The sequence below is a fragment of the Pseudomonas sp. ZS1P83 genome (assembly GCF_054897825.1).
Genome location: NZ_CM142706.1, coordinates 1,755,196 through 1,769,284 on the forward strand (window position 1 = coordinate 1,755,196; position 14,089 = coordinate 1,769,284).

The 14,089-nt window shown below is 60.4% G+C and carries 14 protein-coding genes; 11 read left to right on the forward strand and 3 right to left on the reverse strand.

The window, feature by feature from the left end; genetic code table 11:
* Positions 1–602 precede the first annotated feature (602 nt).
* Positions 603–1,298 (forward strand): tRNA (adenine(22)-N(1))-methyltransferase, encoded by a 696-nt coding sequence (locus ACYZT0_RS08540; protein WP_462046524.1) that lies wholly within the window; start codon positions 603–605, stop codon positions 1,296–1,298.
* A gap of 156 nt (positions 1,299–1,454) precedes the next feature.
* Here ACYZT0_RS08540 and ACYZT0_RS08545 read toward each other — a convergent pair whose 3' ends face one another.
* The gene (locus tag ACYZT0_RS08545; protein ID WP_462045440.1) at positions 1,455–1,754 is read right to left on the reverse strand and encodes a hypothetical protein; all 300 of its coding nucleotides are present in this window, start codon (positions 1,752–1,754) and stop codon (positions 1,455–1,457) included.
* A 238-nt stretch (positions 1,755–1,992) separates the two neighbouring features.
* Here ACYZT0_RS08545 and ACYZT0_RS08550 point away from each other — a divergent pair, with 238 nt between their 5' ends.
* The 10 genes from ACYZT0_RS08550 (at position 1,993) to ACYZT0_RS08595 (ending at position 11,296) form a co-directional block, all read left to right on the forward strand.
* Positions 1,993–2,880: a Dyp-type peroxidase gene (locus tag ACYZT0_RS08550; RefSeq protein WP_462045441.1), complete on the forward strand. Its 888-nt coding sequence runs from the start codon at positions 1,993–1,995 to the stop codon at positions 2,878–2,880.
* Between the two features lie 16 nt (positions 2,881–2,896).
* Positions 2,897–3,865, forward strand: coding sequence for a Gfo/Idh/MocA family protein (locus tag ACYZT0_RS08555; RefSeq protein ID WP_462045442.1), 969 nt, complete (start codon positions 2,897–2,899; stop codon positions 3,863–3,865).
* A gap of 146 nt (positions 3,866–4,011) precedes the next feature.
* Positions 4,012–4,764 carry a GntR family transcriptional regulator gene (locus ACYZT0_RS08560; protein WP_462045443.1) on the forward strand — a complete coding sequence of 251 codons (753 nt, stop codon included), beginning with the start codon at positions 4,012–4,014 and terminating at the stop codon, positions 4,762–4,764.
* A gap of 11 nt (positions 4,765–4,775) precedes the next feature.
* Positions 4,776–6,506 (forward strand): fumarate reductase/succinate dehydrogenase flavoprotein subunit, encoded by a 1,731-nt coding sequence (locus ACYZT0_RS08565; RefSeq protein ID WP_462046525.1) that lies wholly within the window; start codon positions 4,776–4,778, stop codon positions 6,504–6,506.
* Positions 6,507–6,530: 24 nt separating this feature from the next.
* Positions 6,531–6,776: a 4Fe-4S dicluster domain-containing protein gene (locus ACYZT0_RS08570; protein WP_007946457.1), complete on the forward strand. Its 246-nt coding sequence runs from the start codon at positions 6,531–6,533 to the stop codon at positions 6,774–6,776.
* Between the two features lie 133 nt (positions 6,777–6,909).
* Positions 6,910–8,316: an ABC transporter substrate-binding protein gene (locus ACYZT0_RS08575; protein WP_462046526.1), complete on the forward strand. Its 1,407-nt coding sequence runs from the start codon at positions 6,910–6,912 to the stop codon at positions 8,314–8,316.
* Between the two features lie 127 nt (positions 8,317–8,443).
* Positions 8,444–9,217, forward strand: a complete 774-nt coding sequence (locus ACYZT0_RS08580) for an ABC transporter permease (protein WP_462045444.1) — start codon at positions 8,444–8,446, stop codon at positions 9,215–9,217.
* The gene (locus tag ACYZT0_RS08585; RefSeq protein ID WP_462045445.1) at positions 9,217–10,065 is read left to right on the forward strand and encodes an ABC transporter ATP-binding protein; all 849 of its coding nucleotides are present in this window, start codon (positions 9,217–9,219) and stop codon (positions 10,063–10,065) included. Before ACYZT0_RS08580 ends, ACYZT0_RS08585 begins: the two co-directional genes overlap by 1 nt.
* Positions 10,062–11,024: a HEAT repeat domain-containing protein gene (locus ACYZT0_RS08590; protein ID WP_462045446.1), complete on the forward strand. Its 963-nt coding sequence runs from the start codon at positions 10,062–10,064 to the stop codon at positions 11,022–11,024. The genes ACYZT0_RS08585 and ACYZT0_RS08590 overlap by 4 nt, the downstream gene beginning before the upstream one ends.
* Positions 11,021–11,296, forward strand: a complete 276-nt coding sequence (locus tag ACYZT0_RS08595) for a DUF971 domain-containing protein (RefSeq protein WP_462045447.1) — start codon at positions 11,021–11,023, stop codon at positions 11,294–11,296. The genes ACYZT0_RS08590 and ACYZT0_RS08595 overlap by 4 nt, the downstream gene beginning before the upstream one ends.
* A 117-nt stretch (positions 11,297–11,413) precedes the next feature.
* Here ACYZT0_RS08595 and ACYZT0_RS08600 read toward each other — a convergent pair whose 3' ends face one another.
* Together ACYZT0_RS08600 and ACYZT0_RS08605 are read right to left on the reverse strand one after the other, a co-directional pair.
* Positions 11,414–12,151 (reverse strand): TorF family putative porin, encoded by a 738-nt coding sequence (locus ACYZT0_RS08600; protein WP_462045448.1) that lies wholly within the window; start codon positions 12,149–12,151, stop codon positions 11,414–11,416.
* A gap of 104 nt (positions 12,152–12,255) precedes the next feature.
* On the reverse strand, positions 12,256–13,998 hold the full coding sequence (locus tag ACYZT0_RS08605; protein WP_462045449.1) for an amidohydrolase: 1,743 nt from the start codon (positions 13,996–13,998) through the stop codon (positions 12,256–12,258).
* Positions 13,999–14,089 lie beyond the last annotated feature (91 nt).

Consider the following 14,089-nt stretch of genomic DNA (forward strand, 5'->3'; position numbering starts at 1 on the left):
TAATCGGTTTTCGACACACCCGCCACCTGTAACCCAAACGTGATGAATGCTTCCCACTGACTCTTAACTGCTGAACAAGCTGACAAGACTCCAGGCTGCCCCTGTCGCGAAAATGAAAAGAATGAGTACCAGCGTGAGGATCAGCGGTTCGATGCGCATGAAAGTGTCTCCTCAGAAGGGCTAGCAATGCGCGCCTGATCTCCGGCGCAGGTGTTTTTCAAGGCAACGGTTGCCTGTATAGGGAGTGCCCCCGGGAAAGCTGTTTTTCCAGTGGTAACAGCTTCAAACTCTCAATCAATGCACTAGTGAACGCACAGCACTCTCTATGCCAAAAAATTTAACAGCCTATAATTCCCCGCCGGCGGGGCAGCCTGATTCTGTGGCCCGTTCTCCATCAAAAAAGTTGAAATAGGATGCGGGTAATACAACCCATTTATGGGGGATTTCTCTCAACGTGGGTATGGCAATATCACAGCCAGCTTTAAGTGGGTATTGGAGGCCGGTGCTGGCGCGCTCTGTCCGCTTATGGCTGGGGTGCGTGCTTGCGCCTTTCGCGACCTGCTGATATCGACCTGATGCGGACACTGAAAAAGGAACTGCAGTTGAACGAACAGACATTGTCCATGCGCCTGGAGCGCGTGGCGGCGCATGTGCCAGCAGGTGCGCGCCTGGCCGATATCGGCTCGGATCACGGCTACCTGCCTGTGGCATTGATGCGCCGTGGCGCCATCGCGGCGGCGGTGGCCGGCGAGGTGGCATTGACGCCGTTTCGCTCGGCCGAACGCACCGTGCGCGAGAACGGTCTGGACCGGCGGATCACCGTGCGCCTGGCCAATGGCCTGGCGGCGATTGAGCCGGGAGACGGGATTACGGCGATCAGCATCTGCGGCATGGGCGGCGAAACGATCCGCGACATCCTCGACAGCGGCGAGTCGTGCCTGAGCGGCCAGGAGCGCCTGATCCTGCAGCCCAACGGCGGCGAGCAGCCACTGCGCCAATGGCTGATGGAAAATGGCTACCGCATCCTCTGCGAGGAAGTGCTGCAGGAAAACCGCTTCGACTACGAAATCATCGTCGCCGAGCGCGCCGGGCCGGTGATGTACACCGCCGAGGAGCTGTACTTCGGCCCGCTGCAGATGCAGGCACGCAGCCCCGCGTTCCTGGTCAAGTGGCAGCGCATACTGCGCCACAAGCAGCAGACCCTGACCCACTTCGCCCGGGCGCGGCAGGCCGTGCCCGGGGAAAAGGTGCAAGACATCGCCCGGCAGGCCCGGTGGATCACCGAGCTACTGGCTTGAACAGAGTCTAGGGTTTGTACGAAAAGTCGCCGAGCGGCGGTCATAACGCTCATTCATTCTTTTTGTGTTCGATTTTTTCTGACGTGAGCGTCCCCCTCACTGACGTTCGGTGAGGTGGTTGACCGCAAACCGAACGGCAGCTTCGCTGGCGCTCTATTAATTTTTGCACTCCGCCAACACCACTTTGCAGGTATCCGGCGTGCCACCGGATCGGCCGGCATAGCGTATGCAATTATCCAGGGATTTTTTGCGCGCCATGCTCAAGGTGGTGCCCCAAGCCAGGCCGCCCTCTCCGGCAGTGGGCAGCGCTTTTGCATAGCAGCTTGAGCCTATGCTTGGGGCCGAATAGCGAGCCGTGGCAGCTTTGCCTGTACATCCCGCTGTCAGCGCCAGGTTGATGGCGAGCAGGGAGGGTAGGAGCCATGACGAGCATTGTCGCGCGGTTTTTCCGGTCATCCCATTTCCCCTGTATCAAGAGGCTAGAGGCGTGTTTGTGGTCGTGCTCTACTCAGATTAGACGGTATTGCGCCTGCCCTTGGGTCGGCTTGGCGGATATAGCGCATTTGGGAAGGGCCTTGAAAATCGAAACGGGATCGAGGTTTTTATACACGCCAGAAACAGGTGATCTTTTGACTGAAAACACACAACGGCTGATGCTGCGGTTAAACTTCGCGCTCTTTCTAAAGGAGTTCATATGAGTTACTACCAGCCGGGCATTCTCGCCACCCCAGTACCGCCTCAAGCCCGTCATATGTTCTTCGCACTCGAATCTGTCGCTGCATTGCCGGTCGCATTGGAAAATCTGCAGGGGCTGGTGGACGGGAAGTCGGCAGTGGTCGGTTTCGGTAAATCCCTGGTCAAGGCACTAAAAGGGCAAATCGAAGGCCTGCGCGCCTTTCCAGCGTTGACCGGTGTCGGCGTCGACAACCCGTCGACCCAGCACGCCCTTTGGTGCTGGTTGCACGGTGTTGACCGTGGCGAACTGCTCAATCTCAGCAACGCCATCGAAGCCGCGCTGGCCCCCGCCCTGCGCCTGGTGCAGATGAACGAAACCTTCCGCCACCTCAGCGGCCATGACCTGACCGGTTACGAAGACGGCACCGAAAACCCTCACGACGAAGCTGCCGTCGCCGCCGCGTTGGTGAGTGACGGCGCTGACGGAATGGTCGGCGGCAGCTTCGCCGCGATCCAACAGTGGCAGCACGATCTGAAGGGCTTCCACGCGATGCCGTCCCATGAGAAGGACAACATCATGGGCCGTCGTTTGAGCGACAACGAAGAGATCGACGACGCGCCAATCTCCGCGCACGTCAAACGCACCGCCCAGGAAAGCTTCGCCCCCGAGGCATTCGTGGTGCGCCGTTCCATGCCCTGGATCGAAGGCGATCGCGCCGGCCTGATGTTCCTGGCCTTCGGTTTCTCCCTCGACGCCTTCGAAGCTCAACTGCGGCGCATGAGCGGTCTGGAAGACGGCATCACCGACGGTTTGTACCGCATGAGCCGGCCGATTACCGGTGGTTACTACTGGTGCCCGCCGCTCAAGGACGGTCATCTGGACCTGCGCGCACTGCGCATCGGTTAAACATCCGGGAGTGAATATGAACGTGGTGCGCTGGGGCATGATCGGTTGTGGCAGCGTCGCTGAACGCAAGAGCGGGCCGGCCTTCTACAAGGCTCCCGGCTCGGCGTTGGTGGCGGTGATGGGCCGGCGTTTGGAAGCCGCGACCGATTACGCCGCGCGCCACGGCATCGCTCGGGTCTACACCGATGTCGAAGCGCTGATCAACGATCCCGAGGTGGACGCGGTGTACATCGCCACGCCACCCGACAGTCATCACGCTTACGCCTTGAGGGTGGCCGCCGCCGGTAAACATTGCTGCGTCGAAAAACCCATGTCGCTGAATGCCGGGCAAAGCCGTGAAATGCAAAAGGTCTTTGCCGACGCCGGGCTGCACCTGTTTGTTTCGTACTACCGACGCTCGCTGCCGCGCTTCCAGCAGGTGCGGCAATGGCTGGAGGAGGGGCGGATCGGCGAGGTCCGGCACTTGACCTGGACACTCACGAAAGCGCCATCGGCGGCTGATCAGGATGGCACCGACAACTGGCGTACCGACCCAAAAATTGCCGGCGGTGGTTATTTCGCCGACCTGGCCAGCCATGGTTTCGACCTGTTCCAGTACTTGCTCGGTGACATCGTCGAAGTCGTTGGATTTACCGCTCGGCAAGCCGGTTTGTATACCGCTGAAGACGCCGTCAGCGCCAGTTGGCGGTTTGCTGGCGGAGCCTTGGGCATGGGCTGCTGGAATTTTGTGGCGGATCGCCGCGAAGATCGGGTCGAACTGATCGGCAGCAAAGGCCGGATTACCTTTTCCGTATTCGATGAACATCCGGTTCAGCTTGAAGCCGATGAAAACCTCAGCCTGCACATTGAGAATCACGAGCACATCCAGTGGCATCACGTGCTAGGCATGAACGCGCACATTCGGGGTGAAGCGCAGCATCCGGCGGTAGCCGATCAGGCATTGAAAACCGATTGGGTGATGGACCAGATTCTCAAACGCAACTAACGCTTGCTGAATTCCCCGCCGATGTAGCAGCTGCTACACAGTCCGCGGTCGCCGGTGAATCTAACCTTATGCTCAAACAGTATTTCTCAAGCCTGTCATTAGAACTTTAAGATCACGTCATAACTCGTTATGACAAGTGATCTTCCATGACCGATAACGTTCTATCCCTGAGCACTGTTCCTCTGCACACCCAACTGCGCGACGTGCTGCGTGCCCGCATCCTCGACGGCGAATACCCGCAAGACAGCCAGATGCCTTCCGAAAGCGAACTCGGCGCACTCTTCAAAGTCAGCCGCATCACCGTGCGCCAGGCCCTGGGGGATCTGCAGAAAGAAGGGCTGATCTTCAAGATCCACGGCAAGGGCACCTTCGTCGCCAAGCCTAAAACCTTCCAGAACGTCAGCACCTTGCAAGGCCTGGCCGAGTCCATGACCGGCCGCGGCTACGAGGTGATCAACCGCCTGCGCAGTTTCAAATTCATACCGGCCGACAAGCTCGTCGCCGAGCGTTTGCAGGTCGCCGAAGGCGAGACCGTGGCGCAGATCAAGCGGGTGCGGTTGATCAACCGTGAGCCGATTTCCCTGGAAATCACCTACCTGCCCAAGGCCATCGGCGAGCGATTGGAGAAGGCCGACCTGGTCACTCGCGACATTTTCCTGATCCTGGAAAACGACTGCGGCCTGACCCTCGGTCATGCAGACCTGGCCATCGACGCGGTGCTGGCCGACAGCGACTTGACCCAGGCACTGAATGTCGAAGCCGGTTCACCGATCATGCGCATCGAGCGTCTGACCCACGACGCCAGCGGCCAACCCGTGGACTTCGAACACCTTTACTACCGCGGCGATGCCTTCCAGTACCGCCTGCGGATCGACCGGCAAAAAGGGGCGCAGGTATGACTGGCCGCTCAATGATTAGAAACACGCTCGAACAGGAATACGACATCGTCGTGATCGGCGGCGGCACCGCAGGACCGATGGCGGCGATCAAGGCCAAGGAACGCAACCGCGATCTGCGCGTGCTGCTGATCGACAAGGCCAACGTCAAGCGCAGCGGCGCGATCAGCATGGGCATGGACGGCCTGAACAACGCGATCATCCCGGGTCACTCTACGCCGGAGCAATACACCAAGGAAATCACCATCGCCAACGACGGCATCGTCAATCAGGCGGCGGTGTATGCCTACGCGACCCACAGCTTCGAAACCCTCTCACAACTGGACCGCTGGGGCGTGAAGTTCGAGAAGGACGAGACCGGCGACTACGCGGTGAAAAAAGTCCACCACATGGGCGCCTACGTGTTGCCGATGCCGGAAGGGCATGACATCAAAAAAGTCCTGTACCGCCAGTTGAAACGGGCGAGGGTAAGCATCACCAACCGGCTCGTTTGCACCCGCTTGCTGACGGATGAAGAGGGCGCGGTCAACGGTGTAATGGGCTTTGATTGCCGCACCGCCGACTTCCACGTGATCAAGGCCAAAGCCGTGATCCTCTGCTGCGGCGCCGCCGGGCGTCTGGGTTTGCCGTCCTCGGGTTACCTGATGGGCACCTACGAAAACCCGACCAATGCTGGCGACGGTTACGCCATGGCCTATCACGCCGGGGCAGAACTGGCGAACCTCGAATGCTTCCAGATCAACCCGCTGATCAAGGATTACAACGGCCCGGCCTGCGCCTACGTCACCGGTCCGTTGGGCGGCTACACCGCGAACAACAAGGGCGAGCGCTTCATTGAGTGTGATTACTGGAGCGGCCAGATGATGTGGGAGTTCCACCAGGAGCTCGAAAGCGGCAACGGCCCGGTATTCCTCAAACTCGATCATTTGGCCGAGGAAACCATCCAGAACATCGAAGAGATCCTGCACAGCAACGAACGCCCGAGTCGTGGCCAGTTTCACGCCAATCGCGGCACCGACTACCGCACGCAAATGGTCGAGATGCACATCTCGGAAATTGGTTTTTGCAGCGGTCACTCGGCGTCGGGGGTGTGGGTCAACGAGCGGGCGGAAACCTCGGTCAAAGGTTTGTACTCGGCGGGTGACATGGCCGCGGTGCCGCACAACTACATGCTTGGCGCGTTCACCTACGGCTGGTTTGCCGGCACCAACGCGGCGGACTTTGTCGCCGGACGCGAGTTTTCTGCGGTCGATGCCCAGCAGATCGAAACAGAAAAAGCCCGGGTCTACGCACCGCTGGACCGCGAACACGGCCTGCCGCCAGCCCAGGTCGAGTACAAGCTGCGGCGCTTCGTCAACGACTACCTGCAACCGCCGAAAGTGACCAAGAAGATGCAGATCGGCCTGCAACGCTTCAGCGATATCCAGCGCGATCTCGATCAGATCAAGGCCCACAACGCCCACGAACTGATGCGCGCGATGGAAGTCAGCATGATTCGCGACTGCGCCGAAATGGCGGCCCGCGCTTCGCTGTTCCGCGCCGAAAGTCGCTGGGGGCTTTACCACTATCGGGTCGATCACCCGCAACGCAACGACAGCGACTGGTTCTGCCATTGCCACCTGAAGAAGGGTGAAAACGGCTTGATGACCAGTTTCAAGAAAACCGTCGAGCCTTACATCATCCCGCTCGACGCTGATGAAATGCAGGCTTACGACCGGCTGCGGGTCGGTGCCTTTGCTGCCTGAGTATCACAAAAAGAGAGACCGCAAATGGCCTATCAACCCCAGGAAATCTTCTTCCGTTCCAATGCCCCCGTCACGGTCGACGAGGACCTCTGCATCGCCCACAAAGGCTGCACCGTGTGCGTCGATGTGTGCCCGATGGACCTGCTGGCGATCAACCCGGCCACGCAAAAGGCCTACATGGCGTTCGACGAATGCTGGTACTGCATGCCGTGTGAAAAAGACTGCCCGACCGGGGCGGTGAAAGTGGAAATTCCCTATCTTTTGCGTTGAAACACTGCTTTGAAAGCTACCCGGCAACACCGGACGCCTGATTCAAACACCCCTCGTTTCCCACCGCGCCCTGATCGTGGCGGAGACGAATATCCTAAAAATGATTCGAGGGGATCTCCCTATGTCTTTGCCAATATTGCTGCGTGCAGCGTTTGCCGGTCTGGTACTGGCTTCATTCACCTTGTCGGCATCGGCCGAGACCATCCGCATTGCCATCGGCACCCAGGACACCACGATCAACTGCGCCGCCGGTGGTCTGTTGATTCGCGAGCTGGGCCTGCTGGACAAATACCTGCCCCACGGCGGCCAATACAAAGACGCCAAGTACGAGGTGGAGTGGAAGAACTTCACCAGCGGCGCGCCCCTGACCAACGAGATGGTCGCCGGCAAACTCGACTTCGGCGCCATGGCCGATTTCCCCGGTTCGTTCAACGGTGTGGCGTTCGAAACCGCGGGCAAGCACAGCCTGTTTATCAGCGTGCTCTCGGGCAGCATCAAGGGCAGTGGTAACGGCATCGTGGTGCCGAGCGCATCGAGCGTGCAATCGCTGGCGGAACTCAAGGGCAAAACCATTTCCGTGCCGTTTGCCTCGACGGCCCACGGCATGTTGTTGCGGGCCGTGGCTGCCCAAGGCTGGGATCCACTGAAAGACGTGAACATCATCGCCCAGCCACCGGAAGTCGCCGGCTCTGCATTGCAGGCCGGGAAGATCGATGCCCACGCCGACTTCGTGCCGTTCGCCGAACTGTTCCCCAGCCGTGGTTTCGCTCGCAAGATCTATGACGGCGCCCAGGCCAATGCGCCGACCTTCCACGGTGCGCTGGTGGATCAGGCCTATGCGAAGAAGTACCCGGAAATCGTCGTGGCTTACCTGCGGGCGAGCATTGAAGCCAACCAGTTGCTCGCAGCAGAACCGGAGAAATACAGCGAATTGATCGCCAAGGTCACTGGCGTCGATGCCGAGGTCAATTACCTGTTCCACGGTCCGCTGGGTGTGCAAACCCGCGACCTGAGCTGGAAGCCGGAATACCGTCAGGCCGTAGGTACTGCCATCGACACCCTCAAGCTGTTGAAGAAAGCTGATCGCGGGTTGGACCTAAATAACTTTATCGACGACCACTACATCCGCGCCGCGTTCAAGGCCTCGAATCTGGACTACACCGCGCAACTGGCCAACTACGGGCAGACGCCGCTTAAGACGGTGGATGCGTTGAGCGGCAAAGCCATCACCGACTTCAGTCATGTGGTGGAGATCTGGGTGCGGGGTGAGCCGAAGGTTCGGCAGTACGCCTCGGCGGAGTCGGCGTTCACTGCGTTGGCCAGCCTGAAGCAGGAAGGCAAAAACATCCGCGCGGTGTATGCCCAGGCGAGTGACAGCGGGATCAAGTTGCTGGCGGATCAGGCGTGGTTTGCGAGTGATGCGAAAGGGCGGCTGAGTGCGTTTTTACTGAAAGGCCAGGCCCAACAGTTCGCCACCGCCCAGGGCGGAAAAGTCTTCGACTTCACCGACGCCACGACCCAGGCCGTCGCCGTCCGCTGAGTTAGATCGTTCCCACGCTCTGCGTGGGAATGCCGCTAGGGACGCTCCGCGTTCCGCTCTTGAATGTGACGCAGAGCGTCACGGGATGCATTCCCACGCAGAGCGTGGGAACGATCAGAGGTGACATATGTTTTCGCGCTGGATCCCTAGAGCAGCCTCACTGCTGCTCTGCCTCCTATTCTGGCAACTCGCCGCCAGTCACCACTGGAACCTGGGCCTGGTCACCTTCGCCAACGTTCCGCCGCCGCTGGCGGTCATCGAAGCAGCCCTGGGCCTCGGCGACTCCGGCAAGCTCGCGCAACACCTGAGCAGCAGCCTCAGCCGGGTCTTCGCCGGTTTCCTCGCCGCGCTGATCATCGGCATCGCTTTGGGTCTGGCCGTCGGTCGCTCGAAATGGGCCGAAGATCTGCTGCTACCACCGCTGGAAGTCCTGCGCCCGATCCCCGCAGTCGCCTGGATTCCACTGGCGATCCTGATGTTCCCATCGTCAGAGCTGTCGATGGTTTTCATCACCTTCACCGGCGCACTGTTCCCGATTTTGCTCAACACCGTGCACGGCGTCGAAGGCGTCGACCCACGACTGATCGCCTCGGCGAAAAGCCTCGGGGCAGGGCGCCGGGCAATTTTGCTGGAGGTGATTCTGCCGGGCGCCGCGCCGAGCATCATCACCGGCCTTGCCATCGGCATGGGCACCTCGTGGTTCTGCCTGGTGACCGCCGAAATGATCTCCGGCCAGTACGGCATCGGCTATTACACCTGGGAGTCCTACACCCTCCAGAACTACGCCGACATCGTGGTCGGCATGTTGCTGATTGGCGTGCTCGGGATGGGCAGCAGTTGGCTGATCAAACGGCTGGGCGGGCTGTTCACGCCTTGGCATCGACCACGAGGAAAAGCCTGATGAGCATCATGCAAGCCCCTGAAGGGCGGATCGACATCCGACAATTGTCCATCGTCCTCGGCGAAGACACGCAAGCCTTCGAAGCCGTGCAAGGTCTGGATTGCCAGATCGAGCCGGGGCAATTCGTGTGCATTCTCGGACCGTCGGGTTGCGGGAAATCGACCCTGCTCGGCGCGCTGGCCGGCCACCTGCAGCCGCAAACCGGCACCCTGAAAGTCGACGGTGCGCAGGTCTTGGGCCCATCGCCCCAACGCGGCATGGTGTTCCAGCACCACACGCTGTTCCCTTGGCGCACCGTGCGCGACAACGTTGCTTTCGGCCTGAAAATGCGCGGCATCGGCAAAGCCGAACGCCACAACGCTGCCGACGAAATCCTTGCGCTGGTGGGCCTCGAAGGGTTTGCCGAACGCTGGCCTGATCAGCTCTCTGGCGGCATGCAGCAACGAGTAGAAATCGCCCGGGTGCTGATTAATCGGCCGCGCCTGTTGCTGATGGACGAACCCTTCGGCGCCCTCGACGCGCTGACCCGGTTGAACATGCAGGCGCTGCTGCTGGACATCTGGACACGAATTCGCACCACCGTGGTGTTCGTCACCCATGACATTGATGAAGCACTGTTCCTCGCCGATCGGCTGCTGGTCATGAGTTCGCGCCCGGGCCGGATCATCGAAGACCTGCGCCTCGATTTCCCACGGCCACGCACCACCGAACTGGTCACCCGCCACGAGTTCTCCCGCTTGAAGCGTCATTGCCTCGAGTTGCTGCGTCACGAAGACGGTCGGCAGTTACCGCGCCTGAACCCTCTCGGACTTCCCCTTGAAAACAAACTGCCGCGATTTGCCCTATGACCTCTCTATTCGATGTAACCGATAACGACGACATTCTCGCCCTGCAACCACGCCTGACGGATAAAGATCCTGGCGTGCGCCGAATCGCGCTGATCGAACTGGCTGATCTTGAAGAACCGGACGGTTTGCTGTGGCTGGCCAATCGACTGGCTGAAGACCCGACCGAAGAAGTCCGCGCCGAAGCCGCGCGATTGCTCGAAGCGTGGGAGGACGAACCGGTGGTCGAAGCGCTGTGCCAAGCGCTGACCGATCCATCATTGGCGGTGCAGTCTGCCGCCGCGCAAAGCCTCAGCCTGCTCAAGAGCGAGGCGGCGGGCAGGGTGATTCTGCCGTGGACCGGGCATGCCGACATTAACGTGCGCATCGCTGCTTTCCGGGCCTTGCGCGAGTTGCGTTTTCCCGATGCCGCCGCTGCCGCTTCAGGGGCATTGACCGATGAAGACGCCAGTGTTCGCCGTGAAGCCGTCGGCGTACTCGGCTGGCTCAAGCAGCTCGATGCCTTGCCGGCGCTTGCTCGATTGGCCAGTGACGACCCGGACACCGAAGTCCGCCGCGCCGCCACCGGTGCCCTTGGCCTGGCCTCCGACGCCCAAGTGCTGCCGGCGCTGCGCCAAGCCTTGCAGGACACAGCCTGGCAAGTCCGCGAAGAAGCTGCCACCACGCTGGGCAAAGTCGGCCACGTCGACGCCGGCCCGGCATTGGTGAAAGCCTTGAACGACGTGTACTGGCAAGTGCGCTTACGCGCCACCCGTAGCCTTGGTCGTTTGCGTTACGTCCCGGCCCTTGATGCGTTGATCGAAACTCTCGGCCACCGTATCAGCAACCTGCGCAAGGAAGCCGCCCTGGCGCTCGGAGAGTTGAATGATCGAGGCGCCATCGCACCCTTGCAGGCCGCGCAGGACGACGGTGATCCGGAAGTGCGCAAAGCCGTGCGCATCGCCTTGAGTCAGCTGCAATGAACCCGGTGACGATTGGCAATTCCCAGAGCAAACAACAGCTGCGGTTGAACTGGCCGGACGGCCGCGAGCAGTTGCTGGACCACGCTGAGTTGCGCCGCCAATGCCCGTGCTCGCAATGTCGGGCGTTTCGTCTGCAGGGGCTGACGGTGAAAGTAGATGAGCGTATCCGTGTGCTCGAACTCAACGCTCAAGGCTACGGCCTGCAACTGATCTTCAGCGACGGCCATGAGCGCGGAATCTACCCGTGGCCCTATCTCTGCGTCCTGACCTGAACCCGTAGGAGCGAGGCTTGCCCGCGAAAGCGGCTTACCTGACACGCCGCCTTCGCGGGCAAGCCTCGCTCCTACAAAAAACGGATCGGCGATTGCCATTACCCTATCGACGGTCGTTCAGAAGGATTTGCTGATACTCGCCACCACCGTGGCGCTGCACACGTCGTCGAAGCCCCAGTTGCTGGCGCACTGGCTTTTCGACAGGTCGGTGTCGATGTAACTCAAGCCCAGCATCACACCGGCCAGTTCGTGGGACAGTTTGGCTTCCCATTCGCGGTACGAGTCTTCGGCATGGCCCGACATCGAGTACAGGTGCGGATCCTTGAAATCCATGTTGCCGTATCGCAGTTTCAGGCCTGTGTCGTAAGGCAATTCAGTTTCGTAACCGACGTAGCTGTAGAGCGAACTCTGTTTGCTGTCGATACCCGGCGCATCCGCGGAGTAATAGGCGGCGAGTTTCACGCCATAGACGTTGAGAATGCCGTAGACCTCGCTTTGGTTGAACTGGCTTTCTTTTGGGTAGGCGTATTTGAGATAGCCGAGGTCCAGGCTGACGGCATCGGTCGCTTGCCAGAGCCAACCGGCGTAGTAGTCGATTTCCTGCCGGGTTTTCAGACCCCCGCCGAAGTCGACGTTCGAACTCCATGCGCCCAGGTACAGGCCCGTGCTGTGGGCCAGGGTTACGCCGGCTTGCACGGCAGGGTCGTTCTGGGTTTGCGAAATGCCGCGGGTGCGGTAGTCGCTGGCCAGGGTCAGGTCGACCAGCACGGCGAAGTCGTCATTCAAGGGCAGGGCCTGGCTGCTTAATGGCAGCAAACTCAACGAGCCGAGGGCGAACAGGGTGAAAGCTTTCATGGGGTGCGTCCCGTTATTGTGATTGTTATGGGCATTTTTTTGGGCAAGGCTTGCCGAACCCCGGCGATGAGCGCGGGGCGGGCAGTGGTTTCAGGTGGTTTTTCTTAGAGGGTCGGTGCGTAGACTTCGCGACCGGCGAACCAGGTTTGCAGCACTTGGGTGTCGTGCAGGGCTTTGTTGTCGACGCTGAACACGTCACGGTCGAGCACGATGAAATCGGCTTGCTTGCCGGGGCTCAACGAACCGATTTGCTTCTCTAACCCGATGGTGCGGGCGGCGTTCAGGGTGTAGGCGTAAAACATCGTTTCGCGGTCGATGCGTTCATCGGCGTTCAGCACACCCAGCGGACCGTCGCGGGTGATGGCCTGGGCCATGGCGTTCCACGGGTTGGGCGAGGACACCGGCCAGTCACTGGCGCCCGCAATCGTCGCGCCCTGTTTGAGCAGCGAATGCGCTGGGTACTGATAGCGGAAGGCGAGCGCGCTGACGTAAGGCTTGATCATGTCCAGCGTGTAGTCATCGGCGGTGGCCCACAGCAGTTGCATCGAGGCGATGACGTCGAGCGGTTTGAACCGCGCAAACTCTTTCGGGTTGACCATTTGCAGGTGCGTGATCGAGTGCGTCACGCCGCTCTGCCGATCCTTGCGCGCCTGTGCGATGCCGTTCAGCGATTCGCGCACCGCGCGATCGCCGATGGCGTGGATGTGCACCAGCCAGCCGCGTTGATCGATGGCGCTGACCAGTTCGCCGAAATGCTTCGGATCAATCAGCAGTTCGCCCTGTTTGTGCGAGTTGGTGTAGGGATCGATCATCGCCGCGCTCTGCGCCGGGTATTCGATCACGCCGTCGGCGAAGATCTTGATGCCGGGCAGGGTCAGGTTGGGGATGCCCTGAAATTGCTGGCGGACTTTGTCCAGGGTGTCGAGGTCGGCCGGGACGCTTTTCGGATTGGCCACCAGCAGCGCGGCCACGTGGGCGGTCATGCCACCGGTTTCGGACAGCGCCTTGTACACCGGCAGCACGCCGACGGTTTTTTCCGTGGGTGTAAGGGCGAATACCGGCTCGCCGGGGGCGGCGTTGGCGGCGGGGTCCATCCACGCGGTGATGCCCTGGCTGTTGTTGTAGCGCACCGCGGTTTGCGCGGCCTTCAGCATGTCGGCGGCGCTCGGCACCGGCATTTTTGACGCGACGCGATCCCAACCGGCGTCGACCAGGAACCCGTTGGGGCTGCCGTCGGCGCGCTTGCCGATGGTGTCTTTTTCGACGTCCGGCAATGACTTGAGCAGTGTGGCATCAATGCCGGCGCGCTTGAGCATGACGTCGTTGGCCCACGCAGTGTGGTGGTCGCTGCCGGTGAACACCACGGGCACTTCGGCCCATTCCCCTGTGTTGAATGCCTTGCCGAAGGCCTCGGACTGAGCCCAGTAAGCGGAACTCATACCGGCCACGCTCAGCACATCGCCCTGTTTCGCCTTGCCGTCATCACGCCAGGCGCGCAGGCGTTTTTCCAGCTCAAAGAGGTCGACCACCTCGTCTCCCATGTTGGCCGAGGCCATTTCCAGACCGCCGAAAATCGCGTGGGAATGGCTGTCGATCAGGCCGGGCATCAGGGTCTTGCCGTCCAGATCAATGACTTTGGTTCCCGACTCGATCAAGGCCTTGATCTGCGCATCGCTGCCGACCTGCAACACTTTGCCGTCCTGCACCGCCAACGCCTGAACCTTGGGCTGGCTGCGGTCGGCGGTGAAAATCTTGCCGTTCAGCAACACCAGATCGGTCGCTGCCATGGCTTCCAACGAGGCAAAACTCACTGCCACCATCAATAGATTCGGGATAAATCTTTTCATTGAATATTTCCTTGTTATTGCGTCTGATGGCCAGATTAGTGGCTGGTCACGGCAAGCAGAACGCCTTACTCACGAAAAACGTTTTTGCCTG

Excerpts from the sequence above, each read along its gene's own strand:
- ACYZT0_RS08545 (WP_462045440.1), bottom strand. The coding sequence starts at position 1,754 with ATGACCGGAAAAACCGCGCGACAATGCTCGTCATGGCTCCTACCCTCC.
- ACYZT0_RS08550 (WP_462045441.1), top strand. The coding sequence starts at position 1,993 with ATGAGTTACTACCAGCCGGGCATTCTCGCCACCCCAGTACCGCCTCAA.
- ACYZT0_RS08555 (WP_462045442.1), top strand. The coding sequence starts at position 2,897 with ATGAACGTGGTGCGCTGGGGCATGATCGGTTGTGGCAGCGTCGCTGAA.
- ACYZT0_RS08560 (WP_462045443.1), top strand. The coding sequence starts at position 4,012 with ATGACCGATAACGTTCTATCCCTGAGCACTGTTCCTCTGCACACCCAA.
- ACYZT0_RS08565 (WP_462046525.1), top strand. The coding sequence starts at position 4,776 with ATGATTAGAAACACGCTCGAACAGGAATACGACATCGTCGTGATCGGC.
- ACYZT0_RS08570 (WP_007946457.1), top strand. The coding sequence starts at position 6,531 with ATGGCCTATCAACCCCAGGAAATCTTCTTCCGTTCCAATGCCCCCGTC.
- ACYZT0_RS08580 (WP_462045444.1), top strand. The coding sequence starts at position 8,444 with ATGTTTTCGCGCTGGATCCCTAGAGCAGCCTCACTGCTGCTCTGCCTC.
- ACYZT0_RS08585 (WP_462045445.1), top strand. The coding sequence starts at position 9,217 with ATGAGCATCATGCAAGCCCCTGAAGGGCGGATCGACATCCGACAATTG.
- ACYZT0_RS08590 (WP_462045446.1), top strand. The coding sequence starts at position 10,062 with ATGACCTCTCTATTCGATGTAACCGATAACGACGACATTCTCGCCCTG.
- ACYZT0_RS08595 (WP_462045447.1), top strand. The coding sequence starts at position 11,021 with ATGAACCCGGTGACGATTGGCAATTCCCAGAGCAAACAACAGCTGCGG.
- ACYZT0_RS08600 (WP_462045448.1), bottom strand. The coding sequence starts at position 12,151 with ATGAAAGCTTTCACCCTGTTCGCCCTCGGCTCGTTGAGTTTGCTGCCA.
- ACYZT0_RS08605 (WP_462045449.1), bottom strand. The coding sequence starts at position 13,998 with ATGAAAAGATTTATCCCGAATCTATTGATGGTGGCAGTGAGTTTTGCC.